At 73.8% G+C, this 23,532-nt stretch carries 20 protein-coding genes; 9 read left to right on the forward strand and 11 right to left on the reverse strand.

Annotated elements, in window-relative coordinates; translation table 11 throughout:
- Positions 1–1,748 (reverse strand): heavy metal translocating P-type ATPase (locus ACZ3J7_RS24165; RefSeq protein ID WP_465624582.1); only part of this gene is annotated, 1,748 nt, incomplete at its 3' end.
- Between the two features lie 53 nt (positions 1,749–1,801).
- A complete protein-coding gene (locus ACZ3J7_RS24170; RefSeq protein WP_465624584.1) occupies positions 1,802–2,077 on the reverse strand; it encodes a heavy-metal-associated domain-containing protein in 276 nt (91 codons plus the stop codon).
- Between the two features lie 319 nt (positions 2,078–2,396).
- Here ACZ3J7_RS24170 and ACZ3J7_RS24175 point away from each other — a divergent pair, with 319 nt between their 5' ends.
- The 4 genes from ACZ3J7_RS24175 (at position 2,397) to ACZ3J7_RS24190 (ending at position 6,461) form a co-directional block, all read left to right on the forward strand.
- The gene (locus ACZ3J7_RS24175) at positions 2,397–3,347 is read left to right on the forward strand and encodes a hypothetical protein (protein ID WP_465624586.1); all 951 of its coding nucleotides are present in this window, start codon (positions 2,397–2,399) and stop codon (positions 3,345–3,347) included.
- 75 nt (positions 3,348–3,422) lie between these two features.
- On the forward strand, positions 3,423–4,823 hold the full coding sequence (locus ACZ3J7_RS24180; protein WP_465624588.1) for an MFS transporter: 1,401 nt from the start codon (positions 3,423–3,425) through the stop codon (positions 4,821–4,823).
- Positions 4,824–4,914: 91 nt separating this feature from the next.
- Positions 4,915–5,763 (forward strand): endonuclease III, encoded by an 849-nt coding sequence (gene nth, locus ACZ3J7_RS24185; RefSeq protein WP_465624590.1) that lies wholly within the window; start codon positions 4,915–4,917, stop codon positions 5,761–5,763.
- The gene (locus ACZ3J7_RS24190) at positions 5,760–6,461 is read left to right on the forward strand and encodes an NUDIX hydrolase (protein ID WP_465624592.1); all 702 of its coding nucleotides are present in this window, start codon (positions 5,760–5,762) and stop codon (positions 6,459–6,461) included. The genes nth and ACZ3J7_RS24190 overlap by 4 nt, the downstream gene beginning before the upstream one ends.
- Before the next feature lie 15 nt (positions 6,462–6,476).
- Here ACZ3J7_RS24190 and ACZ3J7_RS24195 read toward each other — a convergent pair whose 3' ends face one another.
- The gene (locus ACZ3J7_RS24195; RefSeq protein WP_465624594.1) at positions 6,477–7,265 is read right to left on the reverse strand and encodes a DUF4389 domain-containing protein; all 789 of its coding nucleotides are present in this window, start codon (positions 7,263–7,265) and stop codon (positions 6,477–6,479) included.
- A gap of 162 nt (positions 7,266–7,427) precedes the next feature.
- Between ACZ3J7_RS24195 and ACZ3J7_RS24200 the strand changes: the two genes are divergently transcribed.
- Both ACZ3J7_RS24200 and ACZ3J7_RS24205 read left to right on the forward strand, forming a co-directional pair.
- The gene (locus tag ACZ3J7_RS24200) at positions 7,428–8,612 is read left to right on the forward strand and encodes a MarP family serine protease (RefSeq protein WP_465624596.1); all 1,185 of its coding nucleotides are present in this window, start codon (positions 7,428–7,430) and stop codon (positions 8,610–8,612) included.
- 124 nt (positions 8,613–8,736) lie between these two features.
- Entirely contained in the window at positions 8,737–9,438 is a 702-nt protein-coding gene (locus tag ACZ3J7_RS24205) for a metal-dependent hydrolase (protein ID WP_465624598.1), read from the forward strand.
- 101 nt (positions 9,439–9,539) lie between these two features.
- On the opposite strand, the gene ACZ3J7_RS24210 is transcribed toward ACZ3J7_RS24205, so the two are convergent.
- The 4 genes from ACZ3J7_RS24210 to nhaA form a co-directional block, all read right to left on the reverse strand.
- On the reverse strand, positions 9,540–9,743 hold the full coding sequence (locus ACZ3J7_RS24210; protein WP_465624600.1) for a hypothetical protein: 204 nt from the start codon (positions 9,741–9,743) through the stop codon (positions 9,540–9,542).
- Between the two features lie 122 nt (positions 9,744–9,865).
- Positions 9,866–10,834, reverse strand: a complete 969-nt coding sequence (locus ACZ3J7_RS24215; protein ID WP_465624602.1) for an alpha/beta fold hydrolase — start codon at positions 10,832–10,834, stop codon at positions 9,866–9,868.
- A gap of 77 nt (positions 10,835–10,911) precedes the next feature.
- Positions 10,912–11,382, reverse strand: a complete 471-nt coding sequence (locus ACZ3J7_RS24220) for a phage holin family protein (protein ID WP_465624604.1) — start codon at positions 11,380–11,382, stop codon at positions 10,912–10,914.
- Between the two features lie 139 nt (positions 11,383–11,521).
- Positions 11,522–12,814, reverse strand: coding sequence for a Na+/H+ antiporter NhaA (gene nhaA, locus ACZ3J7_RS24225; RefSeq protein WP_465624606.1), 1,293 nt, complete (start codon positions 12,812–12,814; stop codon positions 11,522–11,524).
- A 353-nt stretch (positions 12,815–13,167) separates the two neighbouring features.
- Here nhaA and ACZ3J7_RS24230 point away from each other — a divergent pair, with 353 nt between their 5' ends.
- The gene (locus tag ACZ3J7_RS24230) at positions 13,168–14,244 is read left to right on the forward strand and encodes a serine hydrolase domain-containing protein (protein ID WP_465624608.1); all 1,077 of its coding nucleotides are present in this window, start codon (positions 13,168–13,170) and stop codon (positions 14,242–14,244) included.
- Between the two features lie 67 nt (positions 14,245–14,311).
- Here the strand turns inward: ACZ3J7_RS24230 and acs are convergent, their stop codons facing one another.
- Positions 14,312–16,267 carry an acetate--CoA ligase gene (gene acs, locus ACZ3J7_RS24235; RefSeq protein WP_465624610.1) on the reverse strand — a complete coding sequence of 652 codons (1,956 nt, stop codon included), beginning with the start codon at positions 16,265–16,267 and terminating at the stop codon, positions 14,312–14,314.
- 311 nt (positions 16,268–16,578) lie between these two features.
- On the opposite strand from acs, the gene ACZ3J7_RS24240 reads away from it, so the two are divergent.
- Entirely contained in the window at positions 16,579–17,109 is a 531-nt protein-coding gene (locus ACZ3J7_RS24240; protein ID WP_465624612.1) for a C40 family peptidase, read from the forward strand.
- A 51-nt stretch (positions 17,110–17,160) separates the two neighbouring features.
- On the opposite strand, the gene ACZ3J7_RS24245 is transcribed toward ACZ3J7_RS24240, so the two are convergent.
- On the reverse strand, positions 17,161–19,497 hold the full coding sequence (locus tag ACZ3J7_RS24245) for a SulP family inorganic anion transporter (protein ID WP_465624614.1): 2,337 nt from the start codon (positions 19,495–19,497) through the stop codon (positions 17,161–17,163).
- 374 nt (positions 19,498–19,871) lie between these two features.
- On the reverse strand, positions 19,872–20,858 hold the full coding sequence (locus tag ACZ3J7_RS24250; protein WP_465624616.1) for an ATP-binding protein: 987 nt from the start codon (positions 20,856–20,858) through the stop codon (positions 19,872–19,874).
- Positions 20,859–21,071: 213 nt separating this feature from the next.
- On the opposite strand from ACZ3J7_RS24250, the gene ACZ3J7_RS24255 reads away from it, so the two are divergent.
- Complete coding sequence (locus ACZ3J7_RS24255; protein WP_465624618.1) at positions 21,072–21,953, forward strand: Fic family protein; 882 nt, start codon at positions 21,072–21,074, stop codon at positions 21,951–21,953.
- Between the two features lie 388 nt (positions 21,954–22,341).
- Here ACZ3J7_RS24255 and ACZ3J7_RS24260 read toward each other — a convergent pair whose 3' ends face one another.
- Positions 22,342–23,145 carry an HAD family hydrolase gene (locus ACZ3J7_RS24260; RefSeq protein WP_465624941.1) on the reverse strand — a complete coding sequence of 268 codons (804 nt, stop codon included), beginning with the start codon at positions 23,143–23,145 and terminating at the stop codon, positions 22,342–22,344.
- Positions 23,146–23,532 lie beyond the last annotated feature (387 nt).

A 23,532-nucleotide genomic window follows, 5' to 3' on the forward strand; every position in this document is an offset into this window, starting at 1 on the left:
GCTTGGGCGCTGGTGGGCTTGAGTGCGTCGGCGACCTCCAGTACCGCTCGGGCCGCGCCGTCCCAGCCGACCGCGATCACGGTGCGTCCGGCGCGTTGGGCGGTGTCCTTGGCGGCGGCGAGGGCGGGGGGCAGGTGCTGGGCCCAGTCGGCGAGCAGTGCTTCGCGTCCGGCGACGACCGCGTGGCCTTCGACCAGGCCTTGTACGCCGAGGCCGGGGATGTTCTCGAAGTCTTCGACGGGGGGGAGGGTGCCGAGGCGTTCGCGGGCGGCGGTGGCGATGGCTTGGGCGATGGGGTGTTCGGAGGCGTGTTCGAGGGCGCCGGCCAGGCGCAGGGCTTCGTCCTCGGTGGTGTCTTCGGTGGGGTGGACGGCGAGCAGGGTCATGCGTCCGGTGGTGATGGTGCCGGTCTTGTCGAGGAGGATGGTGTCGGCCTTGCGGGTGTTCTCCAGGACTTCGGGGCCTTTGATGAGGATGCCGAGCTGGGCGCCGCGTCCGGTGCCGACCAGCAGGGCGGTGGGGGTGGCCAGGCCGAGGGCGCAGGGGCAGGCGATGATCAGCACCGCGACGGCGGCGGTGAAGGCGGCGCTCCAGCCCTCGCCGGTGCCCAGCCAGTAGCCGAGGGTGGCCAGCGCCAGGGTCATCACGATCGGCACGAAGACGGCGGAGATCCGGTCGGCGAGGCGTTGGGCGGCGGCCTTGCCGTTCTGGGCGTCCTCGACGAGTTTGGCCATCCGGGCGAGTCGGGTGTCGGCGCCGATCCGGGTGGCTTCGACGACGAGTCGGCCGCCGGCGTTGACGGTCGCGCCGCTCACGCTGTCGCCGGGGCGGACCTCGACGGGGACGGACTCGCCGGTGAGCATCGAGGCGTCGACGGCGGAGCTGCCCTCGGTCACGGTGCCGTCGGTGGCGATCTTCTCGCCGGGGCGCACCACGAACCGGTCGCCGACCGCGAGCTGTCCGACCGGGACGCGGGTCTCGCGGCCCTCGCGCAGCACGGCGACGTCCTTGGCGCCCAGTTCGAGCAGGGCCTTCAGGGCGGCGCCCGCGGTCCGCTTCGAGCGGGCCTCGAAGTAGCGTCCGGCCAGGATGAACGCGGTGACGCCGGCCGCCGCCTCCAGGTAGATGTTGGACGCGCCGTCCGAGCGGGCGATGGTGAACTCGAAGCCGTGCCGCATCCCGGTCATGCCCGCGTCGCCGAAGAACAGCGCCCACAGCGACCAGAGGAACGCGGCGCCGGTGCCGAGCGAGACCAGGGTGTCCATGGTGGCGGCGCCGTGCCGGGCGTTGGTCCAGGCGGCCTTGTGGAACGGCCAGGCGGCGTACGTGACGACCGGCGCGGCCAGGGTCAGCGAGAGCCACTGCCAGTTGTCGAACTGCAGGGCCGGCACCATCGCCATCGCGATCACCGGCACGGCCAGCGCGACGGCCGTGATCAGCCGCTGCCGCAGCGGGGCCAGTCCGTCGGCGGGTTCGGCCCCGGCGGCCGGTTCGCCGCCGGGGGCCGTGGCGGGGGGTGCGGGGAGGGCGGCGGTGTAGCCGGTGGCCTCGACGGTGGCGATCAGGTCGGCGACGTCCACGGGCCCTTCGACGACCACCCTGGCCTTCTCGGTGGCGTAGTTGACGCTGGCCCGGACGCCGTCCATGCGGTTGAGCTTCTTCTCGATCCGCGCGGCGCAGGACGCGCACGTCATGCCGCCGATGCGGAGTTCCACCTCGGTGGAGGCGGGTGCTGCCTGGGTGGTCATCAGGGCTCCTCGTGGTCTCTTCCCGGCGGGGGCCGGGGTGCTGCGGGTGTCTTTCAGGCCCGGCCGGTCAGCTCGTAGCCGGCCTCGTCGACGGCGGCGCGCACGGCCGCGTCGTCCGGGGCGGCCGCCGAGTCGACGCTCACCAGGCCGTTCCGCACGTCGACCCGGACGGCCAGCACGCCCTCCAGCGCGCCGACCGCCTTGCCGACGGCCTGCTCGCAGTGGCCGCAGGTCATCCCGGCGACGGTGAACACGGTGGTGACGGGGGCCGGGGCGGCGGCCTCGGTCGCGGTGGTGGAGCAGGTGCCGTTGGTGGAGCAGCAGGACACGGGAACCTCCGGTGCGGTCCGGCGATACCCAGTGGGGGTATCGCTTTGATGCCTCAGTTATACCCCTGGGGGGTATGCCGCGCAAGCATCTCCCCGAACTCCTCTGCACCCCGCCGTCCAGCGGACGAATTTTCACCCCGGCTCGCCGCTGCCCTGACCTGCGCGAATGCCGCCCCGGATGGGGCCGGCCGCCGCGCCTCGCCGATTGACACATACCCCCTGGGGGTATCTACTCGCTGCGTCGGAACGGTTCGGCCCCCGTGGCCGCCCCCGTGACCACCCCCGTGGCCATCCGCCCGCACGCCCTCAGGAGCACGCCGTGAACACCGCCCTCAAGATCGCCGCCTTCACCACCGGACTCGCCGCCGCCTTCACCGCCGCGTACGGGGTCGGCCACGCGGTCGGCCCCACCCCGGCACCCGCCGCCCAGCCGCACGCCGCCCACGGCGGGGATGCCGGCCGCGGCGGGGCTACCGCCCCGGACGCTGCCGACCACGCGGTCGGCGGCCTGCGGATCGCCGACCGCGGCTACGTCCTCAGCCTGCAGCGCACCGTCGTCCCGGCCGGCGGCCCGACCGAGCTGAGCTTCCGGGTGCTCGCCCCGGACGGGAGCCCGCTCACCGCGTACCGGCCCGCGCACGAGAAGGAGCTCCACCTGATCGTCGCCAACCGCGACCTGACGGACTTCCAGCACCTGCACCCCGTCCGCGCCGCCGACGGCACCTGGAGCGCCCCGGCCACCATCCCCGAGGCCGGCGACTACCGGGTCTTCGCCGACTTCACCCCGGCCGCCGAGGCCGACCCGCTCACCCTCGGCGCCGACCTGCACGCCGCCGGCGACTACCGCCCGGCCGCCCTCCCGCAGACCGGCCGCACCGTCACCGTCGACGGCTACACCCTCACCCTCGCCGGCGACCTGACCCCCGGACGGCCCGGACGGCTGGCCTTCACCGTGACCAGGGACGGCCGCCCGGTCACCGACCTCGACCCCTACCTCGCCGCGTACGGCCACCTGGTCGTCCTGCGCGCCGGCGACCTCGGCTACCTGCACGTCCACCCCGAGGGCGAGCCCGGCGACGGCGCCACCGCCCCCGGCCCGGAGGTCGACTTCACCGCGACCGCCCCCAGTCCGGGCGACTACCGCCTCTTCCTGGACTTCCAGCACGGGGGCACCGTCCACACCGCCGCCTTCACCCTCACCGCCGGGGCCGCCACGAGCGCCCCCGCCACCGCTCCCACCGCCACCACCACCCCTGCCCACCAGCACTGACGGATCCCCGTCCGCCGCGCACCCGTCCGTCTCCCACATACCCCCTCCCGGTATATTTCCAGAGGAGCCCCGGCCATGTCCGACCTCAGCGCACCACCCGCACCGCGCCGCTGGACGGCGCTCGCCCTGATCGCCCTCGCCCAGTTCATGGTGATCATGGACACCTCGATCATCGGCGTGGCCCTGCCCGAGATGCAGTCCGCGCTCGGGTTCTCGCAGGAGAACCTGTCCTGGGTCTTCAACGCGTACGTGATCGCCTTCGGCGGTCTGCTCCTGCTCGGCGGTAGGCTCTCCGACCTGCTCGGCGCCCGGCGGGTCTTCGCCACCGGCTGGGCGGTCCTCGCCGCCGGCTCCCTGCTGGCCGGCCTGGCCGGCACCGCCTGGGTCGAACTGGCCGGCCGCGCCGTGCAGGGCGCCGGCTCCGCCCTGATCGCCCCCGCCGCGCTCGCCCTGCTGATGACGCTCTTCGGCCCCCGTCCGACCGAACTGCCCAGGGCCATCGCCCTGTACGGCGCGGCCGCCCCGGCCGGCGGCACCGCGGGCGTGTTCCTGGGCGGCCTGATCACCCAGTACGCCAGCTGGCAGTGGGTGTTCTGGATCAACGTCCCGGTGGCGCTGGCCGTGCTCGCCGCCGTCCCGGCCGTGCTGCCCGCCGGGGCGGTCCGCCGGGGCGCGGTCGACTGGCTCGGCGCGGCCACCGTCACCGCCGGACTGGCCGTCACCGTCTTCGCGATCGTCCGCGCCCCGCAGGCGGGTTGGGGCTCGGCGGAGACCTGGCTGGTACTCGCCGCCGGCCTGCTGCTGATCGCGGGGTTCGTGCTGCTGCAGTCCCGCCGCCGCGAGCCGCTGATGCGGCTCGGCATCTGGCGCAGCCCGAACCTGGCCGGGGCCAACCTGGCGCAGCTGCTGATGGCGGCGGCCTGGATCCCGATGTGGTTCTTCCTCAACCTCTACCTGCAGCAGGTGCTCGGCCTGGGCGCCTTCGCCTCGGGCGCGGCGCTGCTGCCGATGACCGCCGCGATCATGCTGATGATGATCGTCCTGGCGCCCCGGCTGATCGCCCGCTTCGGCCCCAAACCGCTGATCGTCACCGGCCTCGCCGCCCTCGCGGCCGGCATGTACTGGCTCTCCCTGGCCCGCCCGGACGGCAGCTTCGCGGTCGACGTGCTGCCCGCCTCGCTGCTCGCCGCGGTCGGCATGTCGCTGGCGTTCATCCCCTCCCTGGGCACCGCCCTCGCCGTCCCCGACCCCGCCGAGGGCGGCCTCGCCTCCGGCATCGTCAACACCTCCTACCAGGTCGGCTCCGCCCTCGGCCTGGCCGCCATGACCGCCGTCGCCGCCGCCAACGGCGCCCGCGACCTCGCCGACCCCGCCGCCCTCACCCACGGCTTCTCCACCGCCTTCCTCGGCGCCGCCGCCCTGGCCCTCCTCGGCGCCCTCGCCTCCCTCCTCACCCTCCGCTCCCGTCCCCGCTGAGCCCGCACCCGTCGCCCCGCCCCTCCGGGCAGCGGCCGGACCGCAGCCGAATTCCGGCCGTGGTCCGGCCGCTTCGGCGTAGCCTTCGTGCATGGCAGAGAGCAAGGTCGCGAAGGCCGGGCGGAAGAAGCCCGAGACGCACCTGGGGATGGTGCGGCGGGCCCGGAGGATCAACCGTGAGTTGGCGGAGCTGTACCCGTACGCGCACCCGGAGTTGGACTTCGACGGGCCGTTCCAGCTGCTGGTGGCGACGGTGCTGTCGGCGCAGACCACCGACCTGCGGGTGAACCAGACGACGCCGGCGCTGTTCGCGAGGTACCCGGAGCCGGAGGACCTCGCGGTGGCGGTGCCGGAGGAGCTGGAGGAGATCATCCGGCCGACCGGGTTCTTCCGGGCGAAGGCGAAGTCGCTGATCGGGTTGGCGATCGCGCTGCGCGACCGCTACGACGGCGAGGTGCCGCGGAGGCTGGAGGACCTGGTCACGCTGCCGGGCGTGGGCCGGAAGACCGCCAACGTGGTGATCGGGAACGCGTTCGGCGGGGCGGGCATCACCGTGGACACCCACTTCGGGCGCCTCGCCCGCCGCTTCGGCTGGACGGCCGAGGAGGACCCGGAGAAGGTCGAGGCCGACGTGATGGCGATCTTCCCGAAGTCGGAGTGGACGATGCTCTCGCACCGGGTGGTGTTCCACGGCCGCCGGGTGTGCCACGCCCGCAAGCCCGCCTGCGGCGCCTGCCCGATCGCGCCGCTGTGCCCGTCGTACGGGGTGGGGGAGACCGACCCGGAGCGGGCCCGGAAGCTGCTCAAGTACGAGCTGGCCGGTCAGCCCGGCCAGCGGCTGCGGCCCCCGGCGGACTTCCCCGGGGAGGCCGCGGCCAGGGCCGAACTTGCGGCGGGCCGTCCGCTGCCGGACACCGAGAACGCGGGGGAGGGCTCGTGACGACGCCGACACCGGTGCTGGTCCGGGACGGTCTGCCGGCGTGGCTGGTGCCGGTGCGGGAGGCCGCCGAGCGGGCGGTGCCCGAGCAGTTGAGCCGGTTCCTGCCGCCGGCCGAGGGCGGTCGTCCGTCCGCGGTGCTGATGCTGTTCGGCGAGGGTCCGGCCGGTCCCGACCTGCTGCTGATCGAGCGGGCCCGCGGCCTGCGGTCGCACGCGGGGCAGCCGTCGTTCCCGGGCGGCGCGCTGGACCCGGAGGACGGCGACCCGGCGGGCGGCGGCCCGCTCGCGGCGGCGCTGCGCGAGGCGGTCGAGGAGACCGGCCTGGACGCGTCCGGCGTGCAGCTGTTCGCCCGGCTGCCCGCGCTGTACATCCCGGTCAGCGGGTTCGTGGTGACGCCGGTGCTGGGCTGGTGGCGGGAGGAGTCGCCGGTCGCGGTGGTCGATCCGGCGGAGACCGGCGCGGTGTTCCGGGTGCCGCTGGCCGAGCTGACCGATCCGGCGAACCGGGCGAGGCTGCGCCACCCGTCGGGGTTCACCGGCCCGGCGTTCCAGGTGGCGGGCCGGCTGGTGTGGGGCTTCACGGCCGGGGTGATCGACCGGGTGCTGCACTTCAGCGGCCTGGAGCGGCCCTGGGACAGCCGGCGCACCGTCGAGCTGTCCGAGGAGGCCGTGACGCTGGCGCGGCGCCACGGCTCCTGAGCCCGGGCCGGGCCCTCAGCGGTCGAGCGGCGCCAGGGTCGAGACGGAGCCGCCGTCCTCGTACGCGTCCCAGTCGGTGGTGACCGAGCTCGCCGCCGACCCGATCACCCCGAGCACCAGGTAGACCACCAGCAGCGCCTTCGCGGCCCCGGTCAGCACCAGCGGCCGGGTCGCGGAGCGGGGCGGCTCGGAGCCGGCCGGATCGCCGAACACGGCCTTGGGGTAGGCCGCGGTGAGCATCAGCAGGTACGCCTGGAACCGCATCCAGTAGCGCAGCACCGCCGCGGTGGCCCCGTACAGCGCCCGCGGCATCCGGCCGAGCACCAGGACGACCAGCCAGCTGACGAAGGACAGCGTCCACCAGCCGGTCAGCAGCAGGCCCTGGACGATCGCGGCGGGGATCGCCAGCAGCAGCCGGAAGAACACCGCGAGCCGGTTCAGCGGGCCGCCGGGGCGCAGTTCGATCCGGACGGGGTGGTCCGGGGCGGCGAACCGGAACGGCGGGTAGCGGTCGGTGAGCAGCAGCGAGGAGGCGTGCACCCGGGTCTGGTAGCCGAGGTAGCCGCTCAGCCAGTCCACGGCGAAGCGCGGCAGCCGGCCGCCGAACAGGGCGCCGAACCAGCCGATCACCACGACCACGAAGGCGACCAGCGACAGCACCCAGAGCACCACGTACTGCGGGACGAGCAGCAGCAGGCGGAGCAGGACGGTGAGCCGGTTCTGCGGGCCGGGCGGGGGCATGTCCAGGGCGGGCTGGAACTCGGTGCGGTCCACCACGGGGACGTCCCACCTGGGTTGTTCCACGGTTCGGCTCCTGATCGCCGGTCGCACCGGTCGGTGCTGCGGGAAGGTCGGATGGTCAGACCGTCGCAACTTCCGGGGGCGGGCCGCCCGCCGGGTTGACCCGATCGGGCGACCGCCGGGGAGCGCTGTCCCCCGCCCGGCGGGACGTGGGAGGGTGTTCGGGTGAATGTCCTGGATCTGCTGCTGATCGCCGCCGCGCTCGGCTTCGCCGTGTCCGGCTATCGGCAGGGGTTCGTGGTCGGCGCGCTCTCGGTGCTGGGGTTCCTGGGCGGCGGCCTGGTCGCCGTCCAGCTGCTGCCGCTGCTGCTGCGCCACCTCTCGCCGGGCACCACGGCCTCGGTGGTGGCGGTGGTGGTGGTGATCGTGCTGGCCGCGGTCGGGCAGGCGGTCACCACGCACTTCGGGTGGAAGCTGCGCGGCCGGATCGGCCGGGACCGGGTGAGGACCCTGGACGCGGTGGGCGGCGCGCTGGTCAACGTGCTGTCGATGCTGCTGGTGGCCTGGCTGATCGGTTCGGCGCTGGCGGGCACCTCGCTGCCCACCGTCTCCAAGCAGGTCCGCAGTTCGAAGGTGCTCGGCACGGTGCAGGAGGCGCTGCCGGACAGCGCCCCGAACTGGTTCTCCGACCTCAGCCAGGACCTGGCCCGCAACGGCTTCCCGCAGGTGTTCAACCCGTTCGAGCAGGAGCCGATCACCGAGGTGGAGCCGCCCGACCCGGAACTGGCCAACAGTCCGGGCGTGCTGCGGGCCAAGGGCTCGCTGGTGAAGGTGCTCGGCACGGCGACGGCCTGCGGCAAGACCCTGGAGGGTTCGGGCTTCGTGTTCGCCCCGCACCGGGTGATGACCAACGCCCACGTGGTCGGCGGCGTCGAGGAGCCGACCGTGCAGATCGGCGGCACCGGGCAGCTGTACGACGCGACGGTGGTCCGCTACGACTGGCAGCGCGATATCGCGGTGCTGGACGTCCCGAAGCTGAACGCCCCGCCGCTGTCCTTCGCGGGCGAGGCCCGCTCCAACGACTCGGCGATCGTCGCGGGCTTCCCGGAGAACGGCGCGTTCAACGTCCAGCCCGCCCGGGTCCGCGGCCGGATCCAGGCCAACGGTCCGGACATCTACCACCGGGGCCAGGTCGTCCGGGACGTCTACTCGGTGCGCTCGCTGGTCCGCCAGGGCAACAGCGGCGGGCCGCTGCTCACCCCGGACGGGCAGGTGTACGGGGTGGTGTTCGCCAAGTCGCTGGACAGCTCCGACACCGGGTACGTGCTGACCGCCGCCGAGGTGCGGGAGGACGTCGTCCAGGGCACCGCCGCGGCCGGGAAGGTCAGCACCGAGGGCTGCGCGCTGTGACCGGCCCGGTGCCGAACACGCCCTGACGGGCCGTCCGCCGCTCCTGGTAGCGTCGGCCGAGCTCACCCGAACGGCCGAACCGGGCCGCCGTGGCAGGAGCCTTCCGGGAGGTCGGACACACGTCATGATGGGTCACTCGCACGCGGTCAGCGGCGCCCTGCTGTTCGCGGCCACCGCGCCGTTCGTCCCGCCGCTGATGGGCATGCACCTGCAGCCGGCCGACGTGCTGATGGGCACCGTGCTGTGCGCGGGCGCGGCCCTGCTGCCCGACCTGGACCACCACGACGGCACCATCGCCAACTTCCTCGGACCCATCTCCAAGGTGCTCTGCCAGTTCGTGGGCTGGGTCTCCGGCGGCCACCGGCACGCCACCCACTCGCTGCTGTTCGTGGCGCTGATGGGCGGCGGCAGCTGGGCCGGCATCACCTACCTGGGCCGGAACTTCACCATCGGCCTGACGTTCTTCCTGCTCGCGATGGCGATCAAGGCGCTGCACCTGCACCCGCCGGGGGACGGGCCGCAGGGCTGGATCACCGTGATGGGCCTGGCCGCGCTCGGCACCTTCGGCATGTTCCAGTGGCTGCCGAGCGCCCCGGTCTGGCTGCCGTACGCGGTGGCCCTGGGCACCCTGGCGCACCTGCTCGGCGACTGCCTGACCAAGCAGGGCTCGCCGCTGCTGTGGCCGCACAAGGAGCGCTACGAGATCGTGCTGATCAAGCGCACCGGCAACAAGGTCGAGACCAAGATCCTGGTGCCGGTGATGACGCTGGCGACGTTCGCGCTGCTGCTGTGGTCCACCGCGATCTCGCCGGGCGTGCTGAGCTGAGGCCGGCGCGGAGAACGGCCGGGGCCGGTACGGAACTCCTCCGTACCGGCCCCGGCCGTTCTCCGTGTCGACGGGTCCCCCCTGGCGGATCAGGGGTGCTGTCACCCCTCCCGGCGGAGCCGGGCGCCGACCCAGCGGGCGCGCCGTCCGATGATCTTGGGAATGCCGAGCCGGTACCCCGCGCTGCGTGGCGTCCGCCCGGTGGGCTCGTAGGGCCACTCCGGCTGCGGGGCGTGCTGCTGCGAGCTGCTGCTACCACGGCGGCGTCGGCGCGGCTGGGCTTCTCGATCGGGCATCCAGGTCATACCGGAGGGATTCCCCTGGGCCGCCCGGAGTAACCGCCCCCGAACCCGCCGACTGGCCTATGCGCTTGTCATATGAACGTATTCAACTGGGTCGGGGCGGCGGCCGGTTGGCCCGCCGCCGCTCAGTCCTCCCGGTGCTGCCGGACCCACTCGATCAGCTCCGCGGTGAACTCCTCCGGGACCTCCTCGTGCGGGAAGTGCCCGACCCCCGGCAGCAGCCGCCACCGGTACGGCGCCGACACGAACTCGCCCGCCCCCAGCGCCGTCCGCGGCAGCAGCACCGGGTCGGAGGCGCCCTGCACGTGCAGCACCGGCGCGGTGATCTGCCGCTTCATCCGCCGGGCGAACTGGATGCCGTCCGGCCGCGCCATCGACCGCATCAGCCAGCGGTACGGCTCGATCGAGCAGTGCGCGGTGCTCGGCACCTGGATCGCCTTCCGGTACCCCGCCACCGCCTCGGCGGGCAGCATGTTCGGCCCGGTCCAGGCCCGCAGGTACTCGCCGACCAGCGCCCCGTCGTCCGCGACCAGCCGGCGCTCCGGGATCCACGGCCGCTGGAAGCCCAGCACGTGCTCGAACGCGGCGATCTGCCGGCGGTCGGTCAGCAGCGCCCGGCGCAGGTGCCGCGGGTGCGCGGCCGAGACCACCGTCAGGCTGCGGATCACCGAGGGGCGCATCACCGCCGCCACCCAGGCCAGCGTGCCGCCGGTGGCGTGGCCGACCAGGTGCGCCCGCCGCTCGCCGAGCGAGCGGATCACGCCGGTGACGTCCAGCGCCAGGTTGCCCGGGTCGTAGCCGCGCGGGGTGCGGTCCGAGCCGCCCATGCCGCGCAGGTCCAGCGCGACCGCGCGGAAGCCCGCCGCGGCCAGCGCCGTCAGCTGGTGCCGCCAGGCCCACCAGTACTCGGGCCAGCCGTGCACCAGCAGCACCAGCGGGCCCTCGCCGAGCTCGGCGATGTGGAAGCGCGCGCCGTTCGCCGCCAGGTCCCGGTGCGTCCACGGCCCGGCCGAGCGGACGTCCCACGGCTCCCCGGGCACGGGCGGGACGGGGGCGGGAGTGGTCTCATCCACTGGCTTCTGGTCCAACGACATACCCGCAGCCTGTCATACCCGCCCTCCCCGCACCCGCCCGGCACTCACGCACGCGCGCAACCGTTACCGGCCGGTGCTCACTGGATCCGGCCCAGCGCCCGGTCGATCTCCTCCTTGGTCGCCGGCCGCGGCTTGGCGTTCTTCAGCACCTTGGCGGTGGCCTGGGCGCCGGCGATGGTGCGCTCCGGCTTCTTGACCTTCTTGAAGTAGCGGATCATCAGGAACGCCAGCAGGGCGGCGATCAGCACGTACGCCCCGCCGACGATGGTGAACGACCAGCCGGTGGTGATGCCCAGCGCCTGCAGTCCCCAGGCGAAGCCGAAGGAGAACATCGGGACGGCCGCCAGCGCCACCACGCCCGCCACCACGCCGGCCGCGGTGCCGATGCCACCGCGCACCACGTCGGCCTTGATCTCGGCCTTGGCCAGCGCGATCTCGTCGTGCACCAGGCTGGACAGTTCGGCGCTGGCGTCGGCGAACAGCTCGCCGACGGTCCGCTCGCCCTCGTGCGGGGTGCGGCCGTTCGGGGGTGCGGCTCCTGCGGCCATCGGGAGGTCTCCGTTCAACGGGCGGGCTGGGCGTGCCGGCGGGGCGTCCTGAGCGGGCGTCACGCGAGTGTCTGTCAGCTCAGCATCATGCCCCTACCGGCGAGTCGGGCACCACTCCGGGTACCCGCCCGGCGGCGTGTCACCCCTGCCGCTGGTACACATCGGGGATGCCGTCGCCGTCCTCGTCCCGGTCCTCGTCCGCGCACAGCTCCCGGTAGTACCGGTTGCGCCGCTTCAGCAGCAGGGAGCCGACCACCGCGCAGGCCAGCGAACCGACCAGGACGGCCTCCTTGCACAGCTCGGCCAGGTGGTGGTCGTCCGGGAAGGCCAGGTCGCTGATCAGCAGCGAGACGGTGAAGCCGATGCCCGCGACGGTGGCCAGCGCGACCAGGTCCGACCAGGTCAGCTGCGGGTTCAGGGTGGCCCGGGTGTAGCGGGCGGCCAGCCAGGTGCCGCCGAAGATGCCGACCGACTTGCCGACCAGCAGGCCGATCACGATGCCCAGCGGCGCGGGCTGGGTGAACACCTCGCCCAGGATCTTCGCCGACACCGGTACGCCCGCCGCGAACAGCGCGAACACCGGCACCGCCAGGCCCGCCGACAGCGGCCGCACCAGGTGCTCGATGTGCTCGCCGGGGGACTGCTCCTCGCCCTCCTCGCGGTGGCAGCGCAGCAGCAGCCCCATCGCCACGCCCGCCACCGTCGCGTGCACCCCGCTCTCGTGCATCAGCGCCCAGATCACCACCGCCAGCGGCACGTACAGCCACCAGCCGTGCACCCCGCGCCGGTGCAGAAACCAGAACAGCACCAGCCCGGCCAGCGCCGCGCCCAGCGCCCAGAACTCGATCCCGGACGAGTAGAAGACCGCGATGATCAGGATCGCGATCAGGTCGTCCACCACCGCCAGGGTCAGCAGGAACGCCCGCAGCGCGGACGGCAGGTGACTGCCCACCACCGCCAGCACGCCCAACGCGAAGGCGATGTCCGTCGCGGTCGGGATCGCCCAGCCCGCCGGGTGGCCGTTCGGCGCGGCCACGTTGACCACCGTGAACAGCACCGCCGGCAGCAGCACCCCGCACACCGCCGCCACCACCGGCAGCGCCGCCGCGCTCGGCGTGCGCAGCTCCCCGGCCACGAACTCGCGCTTCAGCTCGATGCCCGCCACGAAGAAGAAGATCGTCAGCAGCCCGTCCTGCGCCCAGGCCTCCAGCGGCAGGTCCAGGTGCAGCGGCCGGCTCGGCCCGACGGTGTACTCCAGCACCGCCTCGTACGCGTGCGGCCACAGGTTCGCCCAGAGCAGCGCGAGCGCGGCGGCGGCCAGCAGCAGCACGCCGCCGACCGTCTCGGTGCGCAGCGCGTCGGTCAGGTAGCGGCGCTCGGGCAGCGACAGCAGGCCGAGGAACTGGCGGCGGTCGTCGGACGGGCTGGCCACGGCGGTGGACCTCCTGAGGGGCGGGCGGCATGCGGACACACGGGTGGTGCGGTGCCGACCAGACTTCCCGGCGCGCCTCAGGTTCCTGCTGCTTCCTCGACATCCTAGCGGCGCGTGACAAGCGGCCAATCGGTTCGTCCCACTTTATGAGCCTTGCGGACGGTTCGACGGGCGGGCTGCGGCGGCCTGACCCGGATGGGTTCGGCCGGATGCGGACGATCCGCCGCCTTCCTAGGGTCGGGCGCAGAAGCGGGCCGCCGTCGGGCGCCCGCCCCGTCATGGAGGACGCGATGCCCAGTCAGGAGACCGAACCCATACCGGTGCAGGCCGTGGGGCCGCAGGGGAGGGGAGCCGTGGGCGCTGACACCGCCCAGCCCCCGTTAGCCGACCCGGACCTCGACCACCTGCTGCGCCCGCTGTTCGCCGCCGCCGCGCCCGAGGGCGGCCTGGCCGTCGCGGTGATCCGCGGCACCGAGCGCACGGTCGCCTGCCGCGGCTACGCCGACCGGGCCGGCGAGCGCCCGGTGCGGGCCGACACCAGGTTCGAACTCGGCTCGGTCACCAAGACCTTCACCGGTCTGCTGCTCGCCGACATGGTCGCCCGCGGCGAGGTCGGCTACGACGACCCGATCGACCGCTACCTGCCCCTGGAGGCGGTCCCCGGCTACCCGCACGAGCGCCCGATCACCCTGCTGCACCTGGCCACCCACACCTCCGGGCTGCCCCGGCTGCCGGTCGGCCTGGTCCCCGCCGCGGTGCCCCGCTGGTTCACCAGCCCGTACGCCACGTTCAGCGCCGCGCACCTGCTGCGGGCGCTGCCCCGCACCCCCGTGCGCGGCACCCCCGGCACTCGGGTGCGGTACTCCAGCCTCGGCGCCGGACTGCTCGGCCTGGTGCTGGAACGGGCCGCCGGGCAGCGCTACCAGGAGCTGCTGGCCGGGCGGGTCTGCGAGCCGCTCGGGCTGGTCGACACCTCCTGCGGCACCGGCCGGGACGAGACCACCGGCTACCGGCGCGGCCGCTGGATCCCCTCGTTCAAGGTCCCGGCGCTGCCCGGCGCGGCCGCGCTGCGCTCCACCGCCGACGACATGCTGCGCTACCTGCAGGCGCACCTCGCGGTGGACGCGGTGCCGATCCCGGAGCGGACCGGCGCGGCGGCCAGCCTGCGCACCGCGCTGCGCGAGGTCTGCCTGCCCCGGGTGGCCCGGCGCGGCTCCGGGCAGCGGATCGGCCTGAGCTGGCAGCACCGTCCCGCCGAGGAGGACCGCGAGGTGGTCTTCCACCAGGGCTCCACCGGCCGCTGCACCGCCTTCGTGGGCTTCGACCGGGCCGCGCAGACCGGCCTGGTGGCGCTGGCCGGACCGCTCGCCACCGGGCGCCGCCGCTTCGTCCAGACCGCGCACGACACGCTGCGGGCGCTGACGGGCTGACCCGTCGAACGGGCCGGGCCCCGCTCCGCGCGCGGCGGAGCGGGGCCCGGCCCCGCGGGGCGTCGGATCAGCCCTCGGCGCCGGCGGCCGGCAGCTGGGACTGGATCAGGTTCATCACCGTGGAGTCGGCCAGCGTGGTGGTGTCGCCCACCTCGCGGCCCTCGGCGATGTCGCGCAGCAGGCGGCGCATGATCTTGCCGGAGCGGGTCTTCGGCAGCTCGGAGACCACCTTGATCTGCTTCGGCTTGGCGATCGGGCCGAGCGTCCGGCCGACGTGGTTGCGCAGGTCCGCGATCAGCTCCGCGCTGTCCTCGGCGGTGCCGCGCAGGATCACGAAGGCCACGATCGCCTGGCCGGTGGTGGCGTCGGTCGCGCCGACCACGGCGGACTCGGCGACCGCCGGGTGGCCGACCAGCGCCGACTCGACCTCGGTGGTGGAGATGTTGTGGCCGGAGACCAGCATCACGTCGTCCACCCGGCCGAGCAGCCAGATGTCGCCGTCCTCGTCCTTCTTGGCGCCGTCGCCGGCGAAGTAGCGGCCCTCGAAGCGCGACCAGTAGGTGTCCACGTAGCGCTGGTCGTCGCCCCAGATGGTGCGGAGCATGGACGGCCACGGCTCGGTCAGCACCAGGTAGCCGCCGGAGCCGTTGGGCACCTCGCGGGCCTCGTCGTCCACCACGGTGGCGGCGATGCCGGGCAGCGCGCGCTGGGCGGAGCCCGGCTTGGTCTCGGTGACGCCCGGCAGCGGGCTGATCATGATCGCGCCGGTCTCGGTCTGCCACCAGGTGTCGACGATCGGGGTCCTGCCCGCGCCGATGTGCTCCCGGTACCAGACCCACGCCTCGGGGTTGATCGGCTCGCCGACCGAGCCCAGCACCCGCAGGCTGGAGAGGTCGAACCCGGCCGGGATGTCGTCGCCCCACTTCATCCAGGTCCGGATCAGGGTGGGCGCGGTGTAGAGGATGGTCACACCGTACTTCTGCACGATCTCGAACATCCGGCCCTGGTGCGGGGTGTCCGGGGTGCCCTCGTAGATCACCTGGGTGGCGCCGTTGGAGAGCGGGCCGTAGACGATGTACGAGTGGCCGGTGACCCAGCCGATGTCGGCGGTGCACCAGTAGACGTCGGTCTCCGGCTTGAGGTCGAAGACCGCGTTGTGGGTGAAGCTGGCCTGGGTGAGGTAGCCGCCCGAGGTGTGCAGGATGCCCTTGGGCTTCCCGGTGGTGCCCGAGGTGTACAGGATGAACAGCGGCTGCTCGGCGTCGTGCGCCTCGGGGGCGTGCTCGGCGGACTGGCCGTCGACCAGCTCGTGCCACCAGACGTCGCGGCCCTCGGTCCAGGCCACCTCCTCGCCGGTGCGGCGCACGACCAGGACGTTCTCCACGCCGTCGACCTTGGTCAGCGCCTCGTCGATGGCCGGCTTGAGCGCGGACGGCTTGCCCCGGCGGTAGCCGCCGTCGGCGGTGATGACGAGCTTGGCGTCGGCGTCCTTGATCCGGGAGGCCACCGCGTCGGCGGAGAAGCCGCCGAAGACCACCGAGTGCGCCGCGCCGATCCGGGCGCAGGCGAGCATCGCGACGACCGCCTCGGGGATCATCGGCAGGTAGACGGCGACCCGGTCGCCCTTGGCCACGCCGAGCGACTGCAGGGCGTTGGCGGCCTTGGAGACCTCGTCCTTGAGCTGCGCGTAGGTGATCGCGCGGCTGTCGCCGGGCTCGCCCTCGAAGTGGATGGCGACCCGGTCGCCGTTGCCGGCCTCGACGTGGCGGTCCACGCAGTTGTACGCGACGTTCAGCTTGCCGTCGGCGAACCACTTGGCGAACGGCGGGTTCGACCAGTCCAGGGTCTCGGTGGGCTCGACCGCCCAGCTCAGCCGACGGGCCTGCTCGGCCCAGAAGGCCAGCCGGTCCTCGGAGGCCTGCGCGTAGGCGTCGGCGGTGACGTTGGCGGAGGCGGCGAGCTCCGCGGGCGGGGCGAAACGCCGCTCCTCCTTGAGCAGATTGGCCAGGCTCTCGTTGCTCAACGCGCACTCCTCATCGAGTCTCAAATACCGGGGAACCCCGTGCGGAGGGATTGTCCCGTGTGTCCCAGCGCACAGCTCACCAGGCCGACAGCTCCGTTGACAAGAGCTGCCGGGAAATTGGTGTAGACCTTTGACCGGAGTGGGGCTCCGCCGCAGGTGGAGGCGGGCCCGGCCGTCCCACCGGCCCTCCCGACGTCTTCCCGTCGCCCGAGCCGGTCAATCCCGTACGGCACCTTGACGGCCCCGCCCACCGGTACTCCACTGAGAGTGAGCACGCCATCACGGTGCGAGACGACCATGGGGGCAACGCCATGCCTGACACCCCTCCCCCCTCCGCTCCCCTCCCCACCCCCCGCCCCGGCGACTTCGCGGTCGTCCCGATGGGCGGCCGCAGCGGCCGACTGATCCGGATCGCCCAGTTCCTCAACGGCGACGGATTCGCCGACTACGAGCACGCCTTCGTGCACGTCGGCGACGGACGGCTCGTCGAGGCCCAGCCCGGCGGCGCGTTACTCCGCCCGCTCTCCGACTACGACGGCCGCCCGGCGCTCTGGTCCACCGGACGGATCCCGCTCACCGACGAGCAGCGCGCGGCCGTCGTCGCGGCCGCCCGCTCCTACCTCGGCACCCCCTACAGCTTCGCCGACTACCTGGCCCTCGCCGCCGCCCGGCTGCGCCTCCCGGCGGGAGCCCCGCTGCGGCGCTTCGTCGCCAGCAGCAAGCACATGATCTGCTCCCAACTCGTCGACCAGTGCTACCAGGACGCCGGGGTCCACCTCTTCACCGACCACCGCTGGCCCGGCTACGTGACCCCGGCCGACCTGGCCCGGCTGCTCTCCTGACGGTGGCGGCCGGGGCGGTCGGCCGCTGCAGGGCGGCCGGGGCGGCGGCGCTCAGGCCGCCAGGTCCTGCTCCGGCTCGACCCGCGCGTGCACCGGTGCGAAGCGGCCCGTCCGGGCGTCCAGCACGTACGCCTGCGCCGTCGCGAAGTCGAAGTACATCCCGACCAGCCGCAGCGAGCCGTCCGCGACCCGGCGCCCCACCGCCGGGTTGGCCAGCAGCTGGTCGAGCTGCTGCACCACATTGGTGAGGCACAGCTGCTCCACCACGTCCGTCGCGGGGCGGCCCTCGAACTCGGCGGGCGCGCGCCGCAGGCGGTCCAGCGAGCTGCGGCCGTTGCGCAGCCAGCGGGCCAGCGCGCTGGGCGGGCCGGCCGCCTCGGTGACGCCGTCCAGCAGGGCCTTCATCGCGCCGCAGCCGGAGTGCCCGCAGACCGTGATCGAGGCGACCTCCAGGACCTCCACCGCGTACTGGACGGCGGCGGCCACCGAGTCGTCCGTCGCGCCCGGCTCGTAGGGGGCGGGCACCAGGTTGCCGACGTTGCGGACGGTGAACAGGTCTCCGGGGCCGGAGCTGGTGATCATGCTGGTGACCATCCGGGAGTCCGCGCAGGTCAGGAAGAGTTGCGAGGGCGTCTGCCCGTCCCGGGCCAGCCGGGCGAGCTCTTGGCGGACCAGCGGGGCGGTGTGCTGCTGGAAGCCGCGGACGCCGTCGAGCAGGCGCACGTGCGGGTCGTCCTCGTTCTGCTCGATGCAGTGGTGGCCGACCCAGGGCGTCCAGGCCCGGCAGCGGTGCGGGCCCGGCGAGCTGCCCGCGCGGACGGTGCCGTCGGGGTCCAGCACGTCCTTCGGCTGGCGTTCCGTCACCATCGTGACCTGCCCGCCGGTCGCCTGGTGGCCGGAGCGCCAGGCGTGCAGCGCCTCGAACGCGGCGTGGTCCAGGAACGAGCCGTCGTGGTGGATCGTCACCCGTGCCCCGGCCGGGATCCGGCCCAGCGCCCGGCTCAGCTTGGGGACGGCGGCGAACGTCAGCGGGCCGTGGGTGCGGACGGTGTGCGAGCCGTCGTCCCCGGCCAGCACGTCGACGTGCGCGCGGGTCAGCCGGTAGAGGGCGAGCAGCACCGCGACCGCGCCACCGAGCAGCACCCCGAGCGGGACGCCGAGCAGCACCACCCCGAGCACGGTGGCCAGGTACACCGGGAACTCGCGGTGCCGGTGCACCCGGCGGATGTGCGCGAAACTCACCATCTGCACGCCGACCACCAGCACCAGCGCGGCCAGCGCGGCCAGCGGGATCCGCCGCAGCCCGGCGGTCAGCGCCAGCGCGGCGACCAGCACCCAGCAGCCGTGCAGCACCGCGGAGGCCCGGGTGGCCGCGCCGGCCTGCACGTTGGCCGTGGAGCGGACGGCGCCGCCGGCCACCGGCAGGCCGCCGAGCAGCCCCGAGGCCAGGTTGGAGGCGCCCTGCGCGCGCAGCTCGCGGTCCAGGTCGCTGCTGCTGCGGGTCATCCGGTCGACCGCGACGGAGGACAGCAGCGACTCCACGCCGGCCACCGCGGCGACCGTCAGCACCAGGCCGAGCAGCGCCGCCCAGTGGTCGGTCAGCAGGCCGAGCGGTGGCAGGGCGAAGAACTGGTGGTGCTCCCAGACCGGGAGCTCGACCCGGGCCAGCCGCAGTTCGGCGATCAGCGACAGCGTGGTGGCGGCGGCCACCGCGACCAGCGCGGCGGGCAGCCGGGCCAGTCGGGCGCCGACCCGGCCGGCCGCGCCCGGCAGCCGGTCCAGCCGTGGCCAGCCGTACAGGACCGCCAGCGCCAGCAGGCCGACCAGCAGGGCCGGCGGGTGGGGGCCGGCCAGCTCGCCGGGCAGCGAGAGCAGGTCGGCCAGCGCCGAGCTGTGCGGCGTGCCACCGAGGATGACGTGGAGCTGGGCGATCGCGATGGTCAGGCCGACACCGGCCAGCATGCCGTGCACCACGGCCGGCGAGACGGCGAGCGCGGCCCGGGCCACCCGCAGCGAGCCGAGCAGCAGTTGCAGCAGGCCGGCGGCGACGGTCACCAGGCAGGCGGTCGGCCAGCCGTACTGGGCGATCACCCCGGCGGTGACCACCGTCAGTGCCGCGGACGGGCCGCTGACCTGGAGCCGGGTGCCGCCGAGGAAGCCGGCCACCAGGCCGCCGACGGCGGCGGCGACCAGGCCGGCCGTCAGCGGGGCGCCGGTGGCGAGGGCGATGCCGAGCGAGAACGGCACCGCGATCAGGAACACCGCGAGGGAGGCGGGCAGGTCGTGCGCCAGCAGGGTGCGGGCCCGGCCGGCGGGGGCGCCGCCCTGCGGCGGGGCGTGGTCGGTGGTGTCGGAGGCGATGGGTGCGCTGGAGACGTCGATGGTCATGGGGTCTTCCCGTCTTCTTCCGGGGGAACGAACGCAGTCAGGTCCGGCGGGTGTGCCTGGTCGGATCGGCTGTCGTGGGTCACAGCGGGTGTGGCGGGTGGGGCAGGTGCGGCTGGGTGCCGCAGGTGCGGTGATGGCTGCCGCAGGGGGTGGGCGCGCGGCGACGGCCTGCGGCGACCTGGAGTTCAAGAGTTGGTAAACCGAGAGTAATGGAACCTTTGCACAGCGTGTGCATCGAGCGCCAGTACAAATAGGGGCGTTCACCACATCGTGTGGCGCCCGGTCGAGCGGGAATTTCCTGGTGGGAACGCCGGGGGGCCGGTCCGGCCGTGGTGGTCGGACCGGCCCCGGGGGGTCGGCGGGCGGGCGCGGGTTCAGACCCCGGCGGTCCGGGGCTGCTCGGCGCCCAGCACGTAGTCCGGGTCGACCTGGGTGGCCAGGTCGAGGCCGACCTTGGCGTTGCCCCAGCTCTCCGCGTTGCGCAGGTGGAAGCGGACGGCCTGGGCGCTGTACCGGCGCGGGTCGCGCAGCCCGTGCGCGGCGTCGGCGGCGGTCCGCAGCCGGGCCAGCACCTCCCGGTTCGCGGGCTCCAGCTCGCGCAGCGGCGGCTCGTCCCCGCGCTCCAGCCGGCGCACCCAGCCGGACTGCCCGAAGCAGGCGTACAGGTCCTCGCCGACCTCGCGGCGCAGGAAGTCCAGGTCGTCCGGCCCCTGCACCTTGTTGCCGACCACCCGCAGGTGGACGTCGAAGTCCTGGGCGTACTCCTTGTACTGGCGGTACACCGAGACGCCCTTGCGGGTCGGCTCGGCGACCAGGAAGGTCAGGTCGAAGCGGGTGAACAGGCCGGAGGCGAAGGAGTCGGAGCCGGCCGTCATGTCGGTGACCAGGTACTCGTCCGGGCCGTCCAGCAGGTGGTTGAGCAGCAGCTCCACCGCGCCGACCTTGGAGTGGTAGCAGGCCACCCCGAGGTCCTCCTCGGTGAACGCGCCGGTCGCCATCAGCCGCACCGAGCCCTCGTCCAGCGCGACCGGGCGGGCGCAGGCCGCGTACACCGGGTTCTCCTCGACGATCCGCAGCAGCCGGGAGCCCGGGCCGGGCGGGGTGGTCTTGATCATCTCCTCGGCGGAGCGGATCAGCGGGTTGTCGCCGCGCAGGTACTCCTTGATCTCCGGCAGGTGCGCCCCGAGCGAGGGGAGCGCGGCGGCCTGGCCGTCCGTCAGGCCGAGCGCCGGGCCGAGGTGTTGGTTGATGTCGGCGTCGACGGCGACCACCGGGTGGCCGGCCGCGGCCAGGTGGCGGATGAACAGCGCGGACAGCGTGGTCTTGCCACTGCCGCCCTTGCCGACGAAGGCGATCTTCATCTCTGAGTCTCCGGCTCTCTGGGCTCTGGCGTCCGACGGCCCTTGGCGGCCCGGAAGCTGGTTGACGCTTGTTGGAAACCGTTATCGTCACCGATTAGTGGTCATGCTAGCGGTGGTTTGGGGTGCCGCGCGCAGGGGAATTGAGGATTGCCACGAAAGGGTGACCCAGGGGTTGTCCCCCGGTCGCCCGGTGGATTCATTACTCTCGGGTAGGTGACCACAGGAACTGACCCGCTCGCCCCGTTGGCCCAGCTCGCCGGGGTCCCCGAGGCCGTCGCCGAAGTGCGCAAGAACGTCGACCGCCTCTACGGCCACCGCGTGATGCGCCGCCGGGCGGGCGAGGTGACCTCCGAATCCGCCCTGCGCGGCGCCCGCGCCTCGGCCGCCCTGGACGGCGCCGACTGGCCGCTGGAGGAGGTCCGCCGCCGCACCGACTTCGGCGCCGACGCTGAGGCCCGCACGGTCGGCGCCGCGCTGCGGCTGTCCGCCGAGGCCGGCCAGCTGCTCAGCGTCTGGCGCACCTCCCCGCTGCAGGTGCTGGCCCGGCTCCACCTGCTCGCCGTCGGCGACGGCGACCCCGCCGCCGGGCGCCCGCGCCACGACGGCGAACCGGTCGCGCCGCTGTTCCCGCGCGAGCTCGCCGCCACCGAGGGCCGGGCCCCCGACGGTCCGGTCGGCGAACTCCCGCCGCCGCCCCCGCCCGCCGAGGTGACCGCCCGCCTCGACCAGCTCGCCGGGCTGCTCGCCGCCCGCGCCGAGCGCCCCACCGGTGGCGCGCCCGCCCTGGTGGTCGCCGCCGTGGTGCACGGCGAACTGCTCGCGCTGCGCCCCTTCGGCTCGGCCAACGGCCTGGTCGCCCGGACCGCCCAGCGGATCGTGCTGACCGCCGAGGGACTCGACCCGAAGGCGATCTGCCCCGCCGAGGTCGGCCTCGCCGAACTCGGCACCGCCGCCTACCGCCGGGCCCTGCTCGGCTACCTGGAGGGCACCCCCGAGGGCGTGTCCCGCTGGCTGACGCACTGCGCGGCCGCGCTCGGCCTGGGCGTGCGGGAGAGCACCGCGGTGTGCGAGGCGATGCAGCGCGGCATGGTCTGACCGGCGCCTGGCCCCGGACGGGGTTGCGGCGGCGTCCGAGGCTTCCGGGCGCCGCCGCTGGCACGGAGAAACCGGGTTACCAGAGCATGCACCGTTTCAGTGCCCATCAGGCGGGGTCCTGTTCCCGTTCGCCTGGTGCGGCGGCCCGTCAGCGGGTCGGCTGCATGTGGGTGCCCGATTGTCCGTACATCGGTCCGTGGGCCTGAACTGCGTTGTCGGTTCGACCTCTTGTAGGTCCTGACCGGGTCTCGCGGGCCGTAACCCATTTCTACCGCAGATCGCCCGAAAGAGGAACCCGAAAACGGCGCCTTTGGTGGTTTGCGTAGAGTTTTGTCCGATTTGGCGGACCGGCCGGGCCCGAGCGGGTCCCGGCCGGTCCGCCGGCCGCTCAGGCCGCGGTCGGACGCCGTCGGCGCGCGCCGTACCAGAGCACCCCGGCGGTGAGCACCGCCGCACCGATCGCCACGGCGGCCACCACCGAACGGCTCGGCGCGTGGAACTCGGGCAGCCTGCGGGTCAGTTCGACCGGCCGGCTGAACGCCAGCACCGGCCACTCGCGGGCCGTCGCCTCCTTGCGCAGCGCCCGGTCCGGATTGACCGCGGCCGGGTGGCCGACCGCCTCCAGCATCGGCAGGTCGGTCGACGAGTCGCTGTACGCGTAGCAGTTGGCGAGGTCGTAGCCCTCCCGCTCGGCCAGCTCGCGGATCGCCGAGGCCTTGTTCTCGGCGTACGCGTAGTACTCGATCTCGCCGGTGTAGCGCCCCTCCTCGACGTGCAGCCGGGTGGCGATCACGTGGTCCGCGCCCAGGAGTTGGCCGATCGGTTCGACCACCTCGGAGCCCGAGCTGCTGACGATCACCACGTCGCGTCCGGCTGCGTGGTGCTGCTCGATCAGCGAGGCGGCCTCGTCGTAGATGATCGGGTCGATCATGCCGTGCAGGGTCTCCGCGACGATCTCCCGGACCTGCTGGACGTTCCAGCCCCGGGTGAGCGCGGAGAGGTAGGCCCGCATCTTCTCCATCTGGTCGTGGTCCGCGCCGCCGACCAGGAAGATGAACTGGGTGTAGGCGCTCTTCACCACCGAGCGGCGGTTGATCAGGCCGCCCTGGTAGAAGGGGCGGCTGAACGCGAGCGCGCTGGACTTGGCGATGATCGTCTTGTCGAGGTCGAAGAAGGCGGCGGTGCGGGGCACGCCGTAGGTGCCCCGGTCCGGGCGGCGGGCGGGGGCGGCGCCCGGGTCGGTGCCGGGCTCGGAGCCGGTCGCGGTGTTCGCCACGGCGGCGGCTTCGCTCCCGGGGGTGGTGGCGGTCTCGGCGCCCGTGTCGGACCCGGCGTCGGCACCGCGGTCGGCGAAGTCGGCGTTCTCGTCGGCGTTCTCGGTGGTGTCCACGGGAACCGAGGATAGAGGGGCGATCAAATGGGAGGGCCATTCGGTGGACCCGCGGGCGTGCGGGTTTGTGTTTCTGGCCGGTCGGGTACACCATGGAAGTCACGGATCGTTCGCGCGACCGTGCTAACCCGGTCCGGCTCCTCCCCCCCGAGTCGGGCCGTGGATAGACGACCCCCGCTCTCCCCCCCG

The organism is Kitasatospora sp. NPDC015121 (assembly GCF_055562955.1).